13 protein-coding genes are annotated in these 16,491 nt (G+C 38.2%); 8 read left to right on the top strand and 5 right to left on the bottom strand.

The window, feature by feature from the left end; all coding sequences use genetic code 11:
* Positions 1-47: 47 nt before the first annotated feature.
* Positions 48-4,841, top strand: a complete 4,794-nt coding sequence (locus tag H729_RS09480; protein WP_020448937.1) for a DUF4011 domain-containing protein — start codon at positions 48-50, stop codon at positions 4,839-4,841.
* A gap of 103 nt (positions 4,842-4,944) precedes the next feature.
* Here H729_RS09480 and H729_RS05105 read toward each other — a convergent pair whose 3' ends face one another.
* The gene (locus H729_RS05105) at positions 4,945-5,655 is read right to left on the bottom strand and encodes a pseudouridine synthase (protein WP_048133972.1); all 711 of its coding nucleotides are present in this window, start codon (positions 5,653-5,655) and stop codon (positions 4,945-4,947) included.
* A 218-nt stretch (positions 5,656-5,873) separates the two neighbouring features.
* On the opposite strand from H729_RS05105, the gene H729_RS05100 reads away from it, so the two are divergent.
* Positions 5,874-7,145: a hemolysin family protein gene (locus H729_RS05100; protein ID WP_020448935.1), complete on the top strand. Its 1,272-nt coding sequence runs from the start codon at positions 5,874-5,876 to the stop codon at positions 7,143-7,145.
* A gap of 114 nt (positions 7,146-7,259) precedes the next feature.
* The gene (locus H729_RS05095) at positions 7,260-7,880 is read left to right on the top strand and encodes a flavodoxin family protein (RefSeq protein ID WP_020448934.1); all 621 of its coding nucleotides are present in this window, start codon (positions 7,260-7,262) and stop codon (positions 7,878-7,880) included.
* 95 nt (positions 7,881-7,975) lie between these two features.
* Here H729_RS05095 and H729_RS05090 read toward each other — a convergent pair whose 3' ends face one another.
* Complete coding sequence (locus tag H729_RS05090) at positions 7,976-8,293, bottom strand: DUF6951 family protein (protein WP_020448933.1); 318 nt, start codon at positions 8,291-8,293, stop codon at positions 7,976-7,978.
* 265 nt (positions 8,294-8,558) lie between these two features.
* On the opposite strand from H729_RS05090, the gene H729_RS05085 reads away from it, so the two are divergent.
* The 3 genes from H729_RS05085 to H729_RS05075 are packed head-to-tail and all read left to right on the top strand — an operon-like array spanning position 8,559 to position 10,752.
* Positions 8,559-9,479, top strand: a complete 921-nt coding sequence (locus H729_RS05085; protein ID WP_020448932.1) for an ArsA family ATPase — start codon at positions 8,559-8,561, stop codon at positions 9,477-9,479.
* On the top strand, positions 9,457-9,813 hold the full coding sequence (locus H729_RS05080; protein WP_147554395.1) for a thioredoxin family protein: 357 nt from the start codon (positions 9,457-9,459) through the stop codon (positions 9,811-9,813). Before H729_RS05085 ends, H729_RS05080 begins: the two co-directional genes overlap by 23 nt.
* On the top strand, positions 9,814-10,752 hold the full coding sequence (locus H729_RS05075; RefSeq protein WP_020448930.1) for a phosphoenolpyruvate carboxykinase (ATP): 939 nt from the start codon (positions 9,814-9,816) through the stop codon (positions 10,750-10,752).
* On the opposite strand, the gene H729_RS05070 is transcribed toward H729_RS05075, so the two are convergent.
* Entirely contained in the window at positions 10,742-11,578 is an 837-nt protein-coding gene (locus H729_RS05070; protein ID WP_081633114.1) for a PD-(D/E)XK nuclease family protein, read from the bottom strand. The genes H729_RS05075 and H729_RS05070 overlap by 11 nt on opposite strands.
* A gap of 179 nt (positions 11,579-11,757) precedes the next feature.
* Here H729_RS05070 and H729_RS05065 point away from each other — a divergent pair, with 179 nt between their 5' ends.
* The gene (locus H729_RS05065) at positions 11,758-12,192 is read left to right on the top strand and encodes a C-GCAxxG-C-C family protein (protein WP_020448928.1); all 435 of its coding nucleotides are present in this window, start codon (positions 11,758-11,760) and stop codon (positions 12,190-12,192) included.
* A 19-nt stretch (positions 12,193-12,211) separates the two neighbouring features.
* Here H729_RS05065 and H729_RS05060 read toward each other — a convergent pair whose 3' ends face one another.
* The gene (locus H729_RS05060; RefSeq protein WP_020448927.1) at positions 12,212-13,240 is read right to left on the bottom strand and encodes a uroporphyrinogen decarboxylase family protein; all 1,029 of its coding nucleotides are present in this window, start codon (positions 13,238-13,240) and stop codon (positions 12,212-12,214) included.
* A complete protein-coding gene (locus H729_RS09475; protein WP_020448926.1) occupies positions 13,237-14,727 on the bottom strand; it encodes a redoxin domain-containing protein in 1,491 nt (496 codons plus the stop codon). The genes H729_RS05060 and H729_RS09475 overlap by 4 nt, the downstream gene beginning before the upstream one ends.
* A 138-nt stretch (positions 14,728-14,865) precedes the next feature.
* On the opposite strand from H729_RS09475, the gene H729_RS05050 reads away from it, so the two are divergent.
* Positions 14,866-16,488 carry a hypothetical protein gene (locus H729_RS05050; RefSeq protein ID WP_020448925.1) on the top strand — a complete coding sequence of 541 codons (1,623 nt, stop codon included), beginning with the start codon at positions 14,866-14,868 and terminating at the stop codon, positions 16,486-16,488.
* Positions 16,489-16,491: the final 3 nt, after the last annotated feature.

Here is a 16,491-nt window from a genome sequence, read left to right as displayed (position 1 = left end):
ATTCACCTTCATATTTAGGCAATTACGGGATGAAGGGGATTCAATCAATGACAGAAATCGATGATAAAATTGAATTTTGGAAAAAGCAATTATTAGATTTAGGGAGAAGAAATCGTCTCATCAGTTACAAAGAGACGAAAAATTCAAACATAAAAATTATTCGTCCGAATTATGACGACTTATACAAAAAACTGGTAATCTCTAAAAAACAGTTGCGGTTTCCATATACTCCCCCGAAAGCTCTGGAAGATGAAGAAGACATAGCTGAATTTACAAAAGGAGATGTAGCTACTGATAAATCGATCAACGAGCAGCAGAAAATATTGGGTTCTCTGCGTACAAAATCAAAGGAAGGATTTGAAGAGCAGGGTATGAACACACTATATCTGTCGTTTGGATTTTTAAATTGGAATGATGGATCTGGAGAAATAACATCCCCCCTTGTATTAGTCCCTGTGTCCCTATCAACCGAAAGTATTGCGGATCCGTTTATTATGGAACTGGCTGATGAGCCCATCGTTGTAAATCCCCTGTTACTGTATAAATTGAAAGATGAGCATAATATTGTATTTCCAGAATTCAATCAAAATGATGAGAGTCTTAAAAGTTATTTAGATTCTGTCTCTGAAATTGTAAGCCAGAAAGGATGGAATGTTGATGAAAAAGCAGAATTGGCATTACTTTCTTTCCTGAGGATAAGCATGCACCAAGATCTGGTGCAGAATAATGAAAAGCTTAAAAACAACTCAGTTGTAAAAGCTATTTGTGGTGATAATTCTGAATTACCTTCTGTAGATTTAGTATCATCCAAACTGGATCATGATAAACATAAATCTTCAGAGTGCTATCAGATTCTGGATGCAGATTCAAGTCAGGAAGATGCATTAGTTCTTGCAAGAAATGGAATTAGTTTTATATTGGAAGGACCGCCCGGTACTGGAAAATCGCAGACTATTGCAAATATGATTTCAGAAGCAATGGCAGACGGAAAAAAAGTTTTGTTTGTTTCTGAAAAAATGGCAGCGCTGGATATAGTTCATAAAAGGTTATCTGAAGCCGGATTGGCTGATTTCTGTATGGTTTTACACAGCCATAAAGTCAACAAACGTGATATTCTTGACGAATTGAAGTCTGTATTGTATATGGATAGAAATCCATCAGAATGTAATCTTGACGATCTGTATGCTTTAGATATGAAGAAGCAGGAGCTGGATACGTACGCTGAAGAACTGCATGCAATTAGGAACCCGCTGGGACTTTCCGTATATAGAGTCTGCGGGGAGCTTTCCCGGCTTCAAAATGCAAAAAATTTAGATTTTAAACTGGACTCAATTTCTAATACTGACATGGATACGCTGATGAAACGCGTATACCTGGTAAGAGCCTGGTCGCGGACAACTTCAGCAGCCATGAAACAATCTTCGTGGTCAAACTGCATATTTAAACAAAGACCAACTCCCGGGGAGAAGGAAATAATAAAAACCAGGCTATCCAGAATGCATGATGAACTGAAAGACATCTCTGAAGTGATCAATGAGATATACTCAGTACTCAATCTTACAGATCTTCAGATATCACTTAAAACGCTTAATGCGTTTATTGATTCATTAATTCATTTTAGTAAATCTCCGTCTCCTCCAGAAATTTGGCTGGAAAAAGATGATCTGGGATTGCTTAGAGAAAATGCAATGAGCCTTGCAACATTGATGGATGAGTACGAGTCTATAAAGCAGAGGCTTTTGCAGTTATACGATCCAAAGATTCTGACACTGCCTTCCATGGCTGTTTCTGAAAAAACTGCTGAAACAGAAATGGCATTCCTTAGAGAAAACTTAGCAATCGAAGTATATGCAGATGAAGATGGAATTCTAAGAGGTGCGGATAAACTGATACGTGCATGCGGAGAATCGATTACTGCGCTTGGAGAACTTGAAAAAGTAAAAGATCTTGCAGCCTCTTTGATACCTCAAGAAACTGCTCCGACAGTGTCTGATCTCATTGCTGCCACAGATATATTAAGCATTTTAGACGGACCGATACACCCCACAGATGATTGGTTTACAGAATATGGCAGAAATGTGAGAGATGAATCATTCACAGAGGTAGTTTCCAAACATGCGATAATCCGATCATTAGAGCAGGAGATATTCCACGCATATGACCGACAGATACTGGAACTGCCGTGCTCCGAGATGCTGAGCCGATTTAAAAACTCTCAAAAATCATTTGGACTGAGATTTGGACAGCATAATACTGATCTTAAATCATTGAAGGGCCTTAAGATTGACAATTCTAAAAAACTGGATGATGCTGAGGCCATAAACATATTGCAAAAAGTGATAAGGCTGAAAGAAGAGAGAGTATGGCTGAGAGCAAACGACTCAGATTTACGAGATAAATTAGGAAGCGGTTATACTGGTGAAACGACAGACTTTGAGATGTTGAAGCAATCATTCAGTGCTTTTGATTCGATAATTCAGAGGTTTAACGGCCCTGTTCCAGAAGGTATCAGAAGATTACTTCTTACAGGTATTGAAGGTTTAATTCCAGAGACTTTGGAAATCAAAAGGATTGCAGCAAGATGTGAATCATTAGGTGAGCTTGAGTCTTTATTAAAAAACCTGTCTTTATCAGAGATGGATATTCAGCAAGCATCGACAGAATGCAGCTGTATTCAAAACTCTCTTATCGATCTTAAGCGCGCAATTATGCCAATGATCGAACTGTCACTGTCTCCTGCTGGTTTTTCGTCACATATCATAAACATGCAGCGTCTTGTCAGGCTTCAATCACTGCACGACCTGGATGCTTCTAAAAAATCTACGATGGAAGCGGAATTTGGGCATCTGTATGATGGTCTGACCACCGATTTCAGAAATATTATAGATCATATCGACTGGACAATTGAATTTAATAAATTGATTAAAGAATGGGGTATTCCAATTGAAGTTGCTAAATCCATCGCCAATGATCCAGTTATTGCAAAATCCTGCGAGAGACTAGCAGGGGATCTATCTAGATCGAAAAATATGCTAGATGAGGATGAAGAATGGCTTGAATCATTGTTTTCGATACCTATTGACGCTCATGGTATGAAATTCAGTGATCTGGATATAAAAGTCACATCCTGCTTAGATGAGATGGGAGATATTGACGAACAAGCCGACTTTAACAGAACAACGGATGACTGCATTTCTGAAGGTCTTTCTTCATACATGTCTTCAGCATTGAATGAAAAATTATCAGGTGAAGATGCAGTAAATGCATTTCTGAAGAAATTCTACTCTAACTGGTTGGAAGACATTCTTTTCTCATCTTCTTCACTCAGAAGCCTTTGTGGAAAAGATTATTCAGAAGAAGTCACACACTTCAATCAATTAGATATCAGTCAGCTATCTAGTGCTAAAACAAGAATAAGAAATAAAATAGTAAGCAGACTGCCTAATGTCGATGATGCTGTTTATTCCAATACAGAATTAAGTATCTTGAAACAGGAGCTATATAAACAAAAAGGCGGAATGCCAGCTGCTAAGCTGCTTCATAAAATACCAAACATCGTCATGAATCTTAAACCCTGTATGATGATGTCTCCTTTGTCTGTAAGCTTATTCTTACAAAATGATGACTATATGTTTGACATGGTTATCTTCGATGAGGCATCTCAGGTTAGAACTGAAAGTGCAATCGGCGCTATTATGAGGGGTAAGCAGGCAATCATCGTTGGAGATGTTAAACAGTTACCGCCAACAAACTTTTTCAGCTCTTCAGGTGCAGACAGTGATTCTGAGGATGATGAACAATTTTTAGAATCTATCCTGGATGAAAGCCATGCGTTACCAATCAGATCTCTCAGATGGCACTACAGGAGCAGAGATGAAAGCCTTATTGCTTTTTCAAATCACAATATCTATGGAGACATGTTAATCACATTCCCGTCTTGTAATCACAGAAGACCTAACACTGGAACTGAGTATATCTATGTGGAAGACGGCGTATATGATCGCGGTAAGAAAAGATGCAACGTGAAGGAGGCGAGACGCGTTGCAGAACTTGTGTTTGAGCATATTGAAAACAGAGGCTCTCAGTCATTAGGTGTAATTGCTGCCAGTGAAGCACAGATGCAGGCAATTGAAAGTGTTATCAATTTTATGCGGTATCAGAACAGGGAATATGAAGAATTCTTTAAAGAGAATAAAAAAGAGCCCTTCTTCATAAAAAATATTGAAAACGTTCAAGGCGATGAACGCGATGTCATCATATTCAGCTTAGGATATGGCAAAGATGCCAACGGTAAGATGTATATGAATTTTGGTCCCCTGAGCAAAAAAGGCGGTACACGTAGACTAAATGTTGCTGTTACGCGGGCCAGATCTAATTTAAAATTCGTCGGCTCAATACTGCCTGAAGATATTGATACATCCGAAGGAGATCTTGGCATGCTGAGATCATATATTGAATATGCAATGCATGGCTCTGAATCTCTTGTTGAAAATACTGAAAAAACCGAGACTTCAAAATCCATCTTTGAAGAGTCCATATGTAAATTCATACAGGAACATGGGTATGTGGCTAAGCCGAGAATAGGATATTCGGGTTATCGCATAGATATTGGTGTAGCTGACCCATCAGATCCAGAAAACTACATACTTGGCATAGAATGTGATGGATTTGTATATAATTCAGCTCGTACAGCAAGGGAGAGAGAACGTTTAAGATATGACATGCTGCGCTCTATGGGCTGGAATATTTATCGTCTCCATGCATTAGACTGGGTCAGGGATCCGGAGTCTGCTGGAAATGATCTATTAAATGAGATCAAATCCGCAGTTTCCAACGCATAATGTGGGCATCGAACAGCCCACGTTTTATATTAATGTCTAACCAAATAAATGATGGGATCATGAAATAGCTTACTGAGACGTCTAAAAACGCAGAAAATAACGCTCAATAATCACTGTCTTCCAGCATCATTCTCAATTCTTCCATTTCCTTTTTAGTTATTTTTCGTATTTTTCCAGGTTGGAGATCTCCCAGTTTAATATTCATTATTCGTATTCTGGTTAAAGATGTAACTTTGTACCCAAGTTCTTCGCACATGCGCCTTATCTGTCTGTTAAGTCCCTGTGTTAATATTACATCAAATTCTTTAGGTCCAGTTTGATACGCTTTACAAGGTTTGGTCACTGTCCCTAAAATTTCCACCCCTTTCTTCATCTGATCTATAAAACGTTGATCTATCACTTTGTCTACTTTTACAATGTATTCTTTTTCATGATTATTTCTGCTTCTCATGATTTTATTGACGAGATCTCCTTCATTCGTCAAAAGAATTAAACCTTGAGAGTCTTTGTCAAGCCTCCCAATTGGATAAATCCTGATTGGATAATTGATGTAGTCAATTATATTATTTTTTTCGTTTTTTGCTGTTGTACAAACAAGACCTTTTGGCTTGTTGAATGCGATCAGTACCTTCTCGCTTTTTTTAATGACTTTCTCTCCATTTACTTCTACTACATCTTTATCTGAGATCTTGGTGCCGACAGCCGCCACTTTTCCATTGACCTTCACGCATCCATCTTCAAGATATTCGTCTGCTTTTCGCCTAGAACAAAATCCACAATCGCTAAGATATTTGTTAAGACGAAGCTGCTCCATATCTATACGTTAAAGCAGGATCTTTATAAACAATTTTTGAGTTTTGAAACAAATTTTCACTCAATGTGAAAATCATTCTCTTTCTGCAGTTCATCATCTTTAAATACTGATACACATATTGGAATCAGTTTAGCTATGATGTGTTATCACACGATCTCAGATGGATCTTCAAAAGATCGATCGATTTTTAAGATATGAGGTGGCCAGAGGTCAACTAAATGGACGAGTCCAGTGTCATGATGGTGATTATTCTCATCATCCTAGTGGGTTTATCAGCATATTTCTCCGCGTCAGAAACAGCATTCTCAAGTGTTAACAAGATCAGATTAAAAAATTATGCAAAAGAAGGCAATAAAAAGGCGGAGAAGGCCTTATCCTTAGCTGAAAACTTCGATAAGTCAATAACCACGATCCTGATTGGAAACAATTTAGTAAATATTGCAGCTACTTCACTTTGTACGTTATTATTTACTCTGGAATTTGGTGCTGTGGGTGTAGGTTATTCTACAATTGTGATGACTATTGCTTTACTAGTCTTTGGTGAGATTACACCAAAATGCATTGCAAAAGAGAATGCCGAAAGCTTTGCAATTGCAGTGACCTCATCATTAAATATTCTCATAAAGGTGTTTACGCCAGTCAGCTATCTGTTCATCAAACTCAAGAGCCTGATTACTAAATCGATGAAAAACAAGGAAGTTCCGACACTTACGGAAGAGGAGCTCATGGTAATGATCGATGAGATCGAAGAAGAAGGGACTCTTGAAAAGCGCGAGAGCGAGCTGATCAAATCTGCCATTGAATTTGATAACATTACTGTAGATGAAGTACTGATTCCCAGAGTTGACATTGCCGCTGCAGACATAAGGTCTGACAGGTATGAGATGAAGTATATCTTTACTTCGACAGGCTATTCCAGGATTCCAGTTTATGAAGATAATATTGACAACATAATCGGAGTAGTGTATGAAAAAGACTTTTACACTAAATATTTCGACTCTGAAACGGTGTTGTTGACTGACATAGTGCGACCGATCCAGTTTGTTCCAGAAACTATGAAAATCTCTACGCTTCTAACAGATCTGCAGAAGTCTAAAACCCACATGGCAGTAGTCCTTGATTCCTACGGTGGAACATTAGGAATCGTTACTCTGGAAGATATCCTTGAAGAGTTAGTGGGTGAAATCTGGGATGAAAGTGATGAGATAGAATATTCAGTGATTAAAGAATCTGAAGACCGTTATTCTGTACTTGGCGGTGCTAACATCTATGATGTGATGGAAGAAATCGGACTTGACTTCGATCCAGGTGAGTATGAAGACCATACAGTCGGTGGATATATTCAGTATGTTCTGGAGAAAATACCGCTCAAAGGTGATAAGGTAGAACTTCCCAATGCGACTCTGATTGTAAAATCCATAAAGAAACGGCGCATACGGGAGATTCTTATTATTAAAAAACCACTGCTGGATAATGTAGAACCTGAATAATCTGTAATACACCGGCACACAGTCTGTATTTTATCCTGGGTGTCTGCATCTAACTATGATTCAGCAGCTAGTATTTAATGTAAAAAACAGTATATCTCATTTTAGGTGTGCTTAATGAATGTATTACTCATTAATGGAAGCCCGCATAAAGAAGGCTGTACATATACCGCATTGTGTGAAGTTGCTAAAGAGCTGAACAAAGCGCAAATTGATACCAAGATTGTGCACATAGGAACCAAACCTATTGCTGGATGCATTGACTGCAAAAAATGCATGAAGACTGGTTATTGTGTGTTTGATAACGATTCAGTCAATGAATGCGTTGACATTATGAAAGAAGCTGACGGTTTAGTAGTAGGGTCTCCGGTATATTATGCAGGACCAAATGGTGCGTTGTGTTCCTTTTTAGACAGGATGTTTTATTGTAAAAAACGGTTCTATGAATATAAACCCGCAGCAGCCGTTGTGAATTGCCGCAGAGGCGGAGCCAGCGCATCTTTTGACAGGCTGAATAAATATTTTACAATCTCTAACATGCCTGTAGTATCATCGCAATACTGGAATTCCACACATGGTTTTATTCCAGAGGAAACTATGCAGGATCTAGAAGGACTGCAGACCATGAGGACACTCGGCAGAAACATGGCATGGTTGATAAACTGCATATCCTATTCTAAAGAAAAATATCCGCACCCAATATCAGAACCTCAAATAATGACTAATTTTATAAAGTGAGAGCTAAAACACGGCGTGAAGTGAACTAGATTAATGCATCTATGGCTTCACGCCAGCATATCTAATCATAACACAATGTCGTTGCATACTGAATCTTATTCTATCGTTATAACTGCATCTCGTTTAATTCCAAGCTCTCCAGCAACTTCTATAGCTTTAAGCACAGCGCACGGCACAGGGCAGGCAGCGTGTTTTAAGCATTTGCTGGCAGCCTGATAGATCTCAGTCTCATTCATTGGCGATTCTACGCATGACCATGCATATATTGGTTTGATACCCCATGACATCTCCAGCACTTTAGAGCAATCACTCTGAATGTCAAGTATAACTTCACCATCTTCGTTGGTTTTTGCAATTATGACAGTCTTCATTTTGCATACTCCTGCATCTACTGTTACTTTGCAATCTGCCATGGTAATTCACCTCATAGATTGAGTATTTAATGTGTCAGACAACAATGATGAATCCATAAACAATTCAGTTTCCTGAATGAAATATGATTTCAACACGTCTTTTTTCTTAATCAGGGTTATGTTATCTAATACTTATCACTAATTGTGTGAAATTTTTTCTCATGCTTATCAGGTATAAAACACCTCAATACGCTGAAACGTGGGTGACAACTGGTACGACCTTTTTAAGGGTGAATGCCCATATTGGAGATCAGGAGGATTAAAAATGGAAACTGCAGAGATGAGAAATCTCATTGAGGATAAAAAATTCTTATTTTTTGGTGGCAAAGGTGGTGTTGGAAAAACAACTATGGCATCAACAACCGCATTATGGCTTTCTGATCATGGATATAAAACATTAATCGTTGCCACAGATCCGACTGTATCCCTTTCCGCTATTTATGAGCAAGAGATTAGTGAAACAGAAATTGTTAAAATCGGGAAAGAAAAAAATCTCTGCGGCCTTAATATAAATCCACGCAAAGCAGTAGGTGTATTCCAAACAAGAATGAATGAAATGATGGAAGGATTTTCATCAATGTTTGGATCAGAGCTGCTGTCTACACCATGTACAGAGGAGATTGCTGCATTCGATCAATTTGTAAGCTATATGGGAGATACGGAGCATGACAAAGTCGTTTTTGATACAGCTCCAACAGGACACACTCTCAGAGAACTCAGCATGCCATTTGACTGGTCGGGATATATTGCAAATCAGATACAAAATCGCAGAGAACTGTCAGAAACTCTGGGATTCATCTATGATGAATCAATGCTGGATGATTTAAAGAAAGAAAAGGAGCGGTATGATTCAGCCGTTAAGGCTTTATCAGATACAACCACGTCATCATTCAATCTGGTACTTTTACCTGAAAAACTGCCTATCGAAGAAACAGAAAGAGCTGTGGAAGACCTAGGAGGTTTTGGAATAAAGGTTCGTTCAATAATAATCAATGAAGTCATACCAAAAGATGTTCTTCAGGGAAATTGGTTTTTAGAAAAACGCCGTTCTACGCAGGATAAATACCTCTGTGAGATAGATAGCAAATTCAATGAAATGATACGTGCTGAAGTCCCACTTTTTGACAGCGACATATACGGACTTGATAATCTAAGAAGAGTTGGTGAAACACTGTACGGGAAATGATCACATGATGCGGATAACTGTGCTGTCTATGGCATGCTGTAACCCATCGCTTGCTAAGTTCGATGAGAAATATCTGACACTTATCAGTGAGGTTTTAAAGCAAACTGGAATAGAAGCTTCAGTAGATTTAGTACATGCCACCGAAGCTAGAATGATTCCAAGATATGAATTTACAGGAGCAATTTTGCCACTGTTCAATAAATATGGACAGGCAGTTACGCCGGCTTTGTTCATAAACGAATCCCTTACACTTTATGGCGGGGTTCCTACTCAGGAAAAGCTTACTGAAACGTTTAAGAAAGCAGAGATTGCAATAAGCCAAGGGAGACTTTGAATGGCATATAGTGTTACATTAATCACCAAGGAACGTATGAATGAGTTACGGCAGAGTCTAAAATCTCAAAAATTCATCTCTGCTAAAGCGGACATCCATGGGATATGCGTTAAATTGTATTCTACAGACCGCACAATGGTGGACATGTGGGAGAGTAACTTCCATTCAATGTCTGATTCAATAAGGCCACATGCCAGCATAATCCTGTGCAGTGATGACAGCCGTGAGACTAAAGTTCTATATGAAACTGTAAGCCATACTGCATTTTTATTAAATTTTGATTATTATGGGTGGGTCAAAAGCATTGGATTAGCAGTAGCATCAGATATCCTAGAAGATACTTATGACAGCATTTCACACGTTCATGGGGCAGTCATCGACACTCCGTTCGGTGGTGTAACACTAATCGCTCCTTCAAAAACAGGTAAGACTACTCATTCATGGGGTCTTTTAAGACTCGATGGATCTAGATTAGTAACTGACGATTGGTATTTTGTAAAAGTAGGCAGCGGACGTCCAATTGCATACGGATCTGAAAAGAACTGTTACATTGATGCAGATATTGGAAAAGTGTGGAGTGAGTTTCAGCCACTAGTCGATTCTTCAACGTTTGATTCAAAAGGCAGAGCCATCGCAGATATACGCTGGGTTGCAGGGGATGAATCAGTAATCCCGATGACTACAATAAAAACAATCATTCTTTTAAAAAGAGACAGTAATGACAAGAATGTATCAATTGAAATGACAGCCGGGGACGCATTTGAGTACCTCAAATCAAATAATCTTTGCAATCCACACCAGATTGTAACTGATGAGCGAAAATTAAAAATCAGATATGACTTCTTCAAACAGTATCTGCAAAGCGCTAGCGTGTATATGATTAATACAACGGGGGATCCTGTAGACACTCAAAAAGCCATACGAAACGTTATACAGTAACTTTTTCACTGTATATCCTGTCTTTACTTTGGTTGCATAGTGTGTAATACTTACAAAACATACAATGATCTCCAATGTTTTCTTCTGGGATGCCTTGTAACGATCGCATCTCATCGGTTTCATCACATATTCTGCCTTTCATTTCTTTGATATCCTTGCAATCAGGAACTAATACTTCTCTATTGAGCTCTGAAAGATATATCATGTCTACAGATACATGCTCATTGTCTAATCCGTATTTTGACATTGCATGCATGGCGTATACAACAGACTGGTAAAAGTCATCACCTTTTTTTAGACCTGTTTTCCAATCAAAAATTTTAATACCGCTTCTTTTGTCTTTAACGACATAATCTAATTTTACTAATACATCCACATCCCCGCATCTAAATTTATCAAATGATTCTATAGAGACATGCGGATAGTCAAAAATAGACGGCCAGATATCTGATTTAAAATTATGCAAACATTTGGAAATTTCAGCCTTAGCGTTGTTGAGCTGTTCTTCAGAAACTGTCTTTCCATTCATTCGTTCGATTGTCTGCATCTTTTTGTACATCCAGTCTATTTGTCTAGAGGCATTGACTGATGCTTTGTTTAAATCATATGCATTCCCGCACAACTCCTGCAGTATATAACGTTCAATTTCCTTATGAACTAATTCACCTTTGTATAGATGTAAACTTGTTAATTGATATAGATTCTTAGCTGCTTTGCCCTCGTCATCAGCATCAAACCTTTTAACATATGTATAATAATACATCTTCTTGCAGGTATTCCAGATCTGGCTCTTACTGAATGACCATGAATCGGGCATATATTTCATCAGATCTGTATGGTTATAATATAATAATGTTTTATCTATTTAGGAGTGTCTAAGAATAAAATCATTAAACAAATCTGAAGATCATATCCAATATCTGCCATGATGCTGTTATATTCAATAATCTATTTATTCATTCTATACTCAATTAATAAATACTTATCAATGCATAGCTATGAATAATGATCGCTGAAAAAGAAATTGCTGAGAAATTTACACAAGGTTTTGACTGTGCAATGGTTGTTCTTGGGGAAGTAGCAGAAGATCTTGGAATTGAGCAAGAAGAAGCATATCGACTCGCTTCGTGCTTTGGAGTTGGTATGATGCAGGGAAGCATCTGCGGTGCAGTATCTGCAGCATTTATTGCAATAGGATATAAATATGGAAATACAAAACCAAATGATGTTTCCCAGAAAAATCTGGTTTTAGCAAAACGAGAAGAATTCGTAGAGGAATTTACAAATGAATTTGGTGATATCTCTTGCCCAGGTCTCGTAAAACTTGATCTCAGAATACCTGAAGAAATGGAAAAAGCGAGAGAGCGTAAAATTCTTTCTGAATTTTGTCCCAAAGTCTGTCTACGTTCTACCAACCTGATAAAAACTATTTTAGAATAAATGGGATGTTACATCCCTTTCAATTTTTCTTAACAACATTCATCATCAATTTTAGGCGACCAGCATCCAGGCCCCTGTCTATTGAACAAGAACATGTAAAAATATAATTTTCATCTTTCATGAGTTTCAGTATTTTTTGGGTGTCGCGCACAACTCGTGAATCTGGTCCTAAATATATTGTTGTGTATGTGTCAATTCCGCCCATTATCGATATTCTGCCATCGATAAGTTTTGAGAGCATTTCCGGATCGTTGTTTTCACCATAATATAAACATTGTATGCCTGTTGAAATGAAACGCTCAACTGACTTAGATCCGTACTCAGACGTCATCGATCCATGAGGGTGTATCGTTGCATATCTGCCCATATTGCTAGCTTTATTCACCATTCTGCTTATGTAAGGCATTGAGAACTTATCAAGTCCATCCAGCCCAATGAGATCTACGTTATCATATGCAGCTGATATCAGCATGCAGTCTGGATCAGAATCGCTGAAAATCTGTTCTTGTACAATGTCAGATACATTGGATGAAAAATTCATAATATCTTTTATATATGATTCATCTAATAACATATCCATCATAAATGATTCAAACCCTCGAAATGATGTAGATAATGACAGTATTGAGGGGATGTGGCCCATTAAAAACGCTTCAGGATCTTCTTTTTTGATCGTATTATATGATGTTACAATATTCTCCAATACTAGGTTATCAATCTCATTTGGATCATGTTCATACAGTGCGTGTGGATCTGAAAAAGCAGGTGTTTTTATCACTGGAGTTCCATTTGGTGGAAACAATACTTCAGCACCAAATGCTCTGCTGTCTGCTGCAAGAACTGAACCTATTACAGCGTCATGACCTAAATATTTTCTAGAAGCCATTATCGATTTTGCAGACTTTTTTCCATCAAATCCATTCTGAAATATTTCTGTTGTTGTGTATCCTGCTACTTCCATACCAAACGTAAGATCGAAAAGGAATGTTGGAACTCTGCTATGGTTCTTACATTCCAAACATTCTTTAAAGTTTTCTTTAGAGGTCATAGTCTCAAAGCCTCATCTATTTGGGAAATAAGACAATCTACTGGAATCGTTTCGTCTGCTAAACGCGCCCTCCAATGATACTTAAGTTTCGCGTCAGTATCGATCAGAAAAAGTTCTCTGTTCGTTTTACCTATCGAATCTTCAGATGAATCTCTTATGATGTATGATTCGTAATCCTTTGCAATTTTCATATCTGTATCCGATATATGTTCATACCGCGAGTCTATGTTCTTGACTAAAGTTTTATGAGACTCAACAGACTCATCGTTTATGCACACAAGTGCAATGTTCCTTTTTACAAAATCATCAAAATGTCTGTTCAAATCTTTTTCATACTCTTGAGAAATATGTCGATATTCCTGTGGATAGAAATAAAGCATTACGGGTCCGTTTCTAATACGTTCTGAAAGATCAAATCTGCCATGGGTGGACTCAGATCTAATCTTTGGAACGGAATCACCAGTTTTTAATGAAGTCCGTTCATATAATCCATCCCTGGACGCCTGTCCAAGCTTTAATCCAGAATCGATAATCAGTTTCATAGCTTCCTGGTGATTGTATGGTTCCCAGCATTCTATTTGCTGCAGATCATCTCGTGGATTAGCACCGGTTTCAACTGTAATATGATCCGCACCATATTCTAGAGTTTTTGGAATAACTGGATGTGTTGCGACACCCCATCTGAGGCCTCCAGCGATTCTCGCGACTGCAACTATCTGTGCAAACCGATCGTCTGAGATTTCTGCATATCTAGAAAGCGGAGTTCCAGCTACATTAACTCGTTTCATGATGCAGACAGACACCAGATCAAGATTCCTGAAATACTCGATCATATCGAGAATTTCATCATCAGTATGCTCTGATCCTATTGGTTCAATACCAACAGTGTGCATAAGTTTTGAGTCCTGGATGGAGTTTATAGAATCGATTCGTGTCTGTGGATCAAATGGTGTATCGATACCTTCTCTCAAACGTAGCGTGTGATACATGCCTGTAAAACCGCTGTAGAAGAGTTCATCTGCCATTTTTGTTGTTACTTCTCCAGTATTGGCAGTGAGCATGTAATCTCCAGGTATGGCAGCTCTGATCTTACGCCCGAGCTGACAGAGTTTTTGATGACTGAAGTATTCAGTAGTTCTAAGGGTTATTTGAGTGAATCCTTTATCTACTACACTTTTGGCCAGGCTTAGAATTTGATCATCAGTAAGAATGTGTGTCTCTGTGACTAAGCCCCATTCTTCACCCAGGGAACAAAATTGGCAATTCATGGGGCATGGTGCAATATCTACACCTATGGACGAACCAATTCTAACATATCCACCAGTATGTTTAATCATAACCTCTCTTGAAGCTTTACCGAGATACTCACATTCTTCACTTCCTGGTTTAAGCTCCAAAAGCTTTTTTAAGGTGGATCTATCGACCATGCCATTTGACAATGCTGTTGATTTAGCATTATCGATTAACAATTTTATTTCTGCATCCATCAATCTCGACAAACGATATGCTTGTCCTGTTTAATATGGTTTTTTAATATGATTAACATAACTTTATTATTTTAGAAAAAAGTTAAACAGTTAAATACTACAAGTCAGTTTATTATCCATAATTTAGGGAGGAATCAAATGGACGGGACACAAAAAAAGATTGTAGCCGTTGTCGCTGCGTTGCTTATTGTCATCGTTGCGATTGCTGGCGTATTCGTTCTCACAAAAGAAAGTTCATCAAATGATGAGCTGAATGATGAGGATTTGATCACTTCAGATTGGCAGGCAATTTTGAATGATGCCAAAGGCCAATCTATTGAAATTGCATTCTATGAGGCAGATACTCAAACTAAACAATTTTTAGCGTATATGAAAGACGAAATGAAATCTAAATATGATATATCAGTTTCATGGAGCGAGTATGGTCCGGTAGCAACTGGTATTGTAAAAAATGAGTTTAAAAACGGCGTCACCACAGGTGGAAAATATGATCTCATCTGGGGAGATACGACAATGTTTGCAAACGTTATCAGTACAGTGAGTGGCGCTGAATATGATTATATTTTTGATAAGACTGTTGATGGTAAAGGATGGGTAAATGCACTTCCTAACTCCAAATATCTCTCAGACCATGCAGAAGATATGGTTTCATCCATTGTTTCAGGATACAAATCTGGAAGTGCAGCTGAATTCTCCAATGGAGAAACAATGTATATCTACAATCCAGATTACTCAGTCTATCAATACAACAATGAAAAAGTTCCTTACAATGTAGTCATGGTTAAAGATGAAGACAATACAGGTTTTGTAAAGGTTGGATACACAGGATCATTATACAACAACCAATACGAGAGTACAATTTCTGCAGCCAGTTCATCTTCTACAGTCTACAGTATATTATCTGTTAGACAATACATGACGTCTAACTTTGGAACAGTTCAGGGTCATGTATTCTTTGGGCTTCCAGATAATTTCTCAGACCTGTATCAATGGGCACAGATCTACAGGGGACAGTTTACATACCCAGATGCTACCAATTCATCAGCAACATTCCATACAAATTTAATTCTTAGTGCAATAATGTATGAATTGCAGTATGAAAATCAAACAGCTAAAACCGGATGGGCTGTCGCAGAAGATAAAGATCTCAACATTGAGCGTGTTGATAAGGCATTAGCGTCAATTTCATCCAAAGAAGAATTCACAGCAGAATTTGGGTACTTATACAATTATCTTGCCGATCTTGACAAATATACAAACAAATCCATTGGATACAACAAGACTGGAACTGTTTCTGAAATAAACGGTAAGATGATTGGATGCAACAGTGAAAAAGATTACGGTTCTGGAACTGTATTAATCGGACTTACCACCGTGGCCTCTGTAGATATGAGAACAGATGCATACGCCTGCTCTATCGCAGCCTATGCTTTTGATTCATGCTGTTCCAGTCAATACTATCTGCTGATTCCAGACAACTCATCACATAAATCTGCAGCTATGGTTTTAGCAAACTGGATGCTCGAACCGTCAGTTCAAGCCGAGTTCTACCTATTGACTGGCAACTCATTCAATATCGATACCAGCAAGACTGCCGATGGAGATTCAGCAGACATCTGGACAACATACTTCGCAGATGGAGTCTCAGATTGGACAAGGTACGTTCCAATCGACAGGCATAATGAAGTAACCATTGTCGGTCAACCATTAGGTAAAGCTTCTTTGATGGACACTATTTGGCATGAACGCATAGGAAACTGATCA

It is taken from the genome of Candidatus Methanomassiliicoccus intestinalis Issoire-Mx1, from assembly GCF_000404225.1.
In the GTDB taxonomy this organism is placed as follows: domain Archaea; phylum Thermoplasmatota; class Thermoplasmata; order Methanomassiliicoccales; family Methanomassiliicoccaceae; genus Methanomassiliicoccus_A; species Methanomassiliicoccus_A intestinalis.
This window is presented reverse-complemented; position numbering and strand designations above follow the sequence as displayed.

What these genes read in the sequence shown, in the direction of transcription:
- H729_RS09480 (WP_020448937.1), top strand. Translation starts at nt 48, where the DNA reads ATGACAGAAATCGATGATAAAATTGAATTTTGGAAAAAGCAATTATTA.
- H729_RS05105 (WP_048133972.1), bottom strand. Translation starts at nt 5,655, where the DNA reads ATGGAGCAGCTTCGTCTTAACAAATATCTTAGCGATTGTGGATTTTGT.
- H729_RS05100 (WP_020448935.1), top strand. Translation starts at nt 5,874, where the DNA reads ATGGACGAGTCCAGTGTCATGATGGTGATTATTCTCATCATCCTAGTG.
- H729_RS05095 (WP_020448934.1), top strand. Translation starts at nt 7,260, where the DNA reads ATGAATGTATTACTCATTAATGGAAGCCCGCATAAAGAAGGCTGTACA.
- H729_RS05090 (WP_020448933.1), bottom strand. Translation starts at nt 8,293, where the DNA reads ATGGCAGATTGCAAAGTAACAGTAGATGCAGGAGTATGCAAAATGAAG.
- H729_RS05085 (WP_020448932.1), top strand. Translation starts at nt 8,559, where the DNA reads ATGGAAACTGCAGAGATGAGAAATCTCATTGAGGATAAAAAATTCTTA.
- H729_RS05075 (WP_020448930.1), top strand. Translation starts at nt 9,814, where the DNA reads ATGGCATATAGTGTTACATTAATCACCAAGGAACGTATGAATGAGTTA.
- H729_RS05070 (WP_081633114.1), bottom strand. Translation starts at nt 11,578, where the DNA reads ATGAAATATATGCCCGATTCATGGTCATTCAGTAAGAGCCAGATCTGG.
- H729_RS05065 (WP_020448928.1), top strand. Translation starts at nt 11,758, where the DNA reads ATGATCGCTGAAAAAGAAATTGCTGAGAAATTTACACAAGGTTTTGAC.
- H729_RS05060 (WP_020448927.1), bottom strand. Translation starts at nt 13,240, where the DNA reads ATGACCTCTAAAGAAAACTTTAAAGAATGTTTGGAATGTAAGAACCAT.
- H729_RS09475 (WP_020448926.1), bottom strand. Translation starts at nt 14,727, where the DNA reads ATGGATGCAGAAATAAAATTGTTAATCGATAATGCTAAATCAACAGCA.
- H729_RS05050 (WP_020448925.1), top strand. Translation starts at nt 14,866, where the DNA reads ATGGACGGGACACAAAAAAAGATTGTAGCCGTTGTCGCTGCGTTGCTT.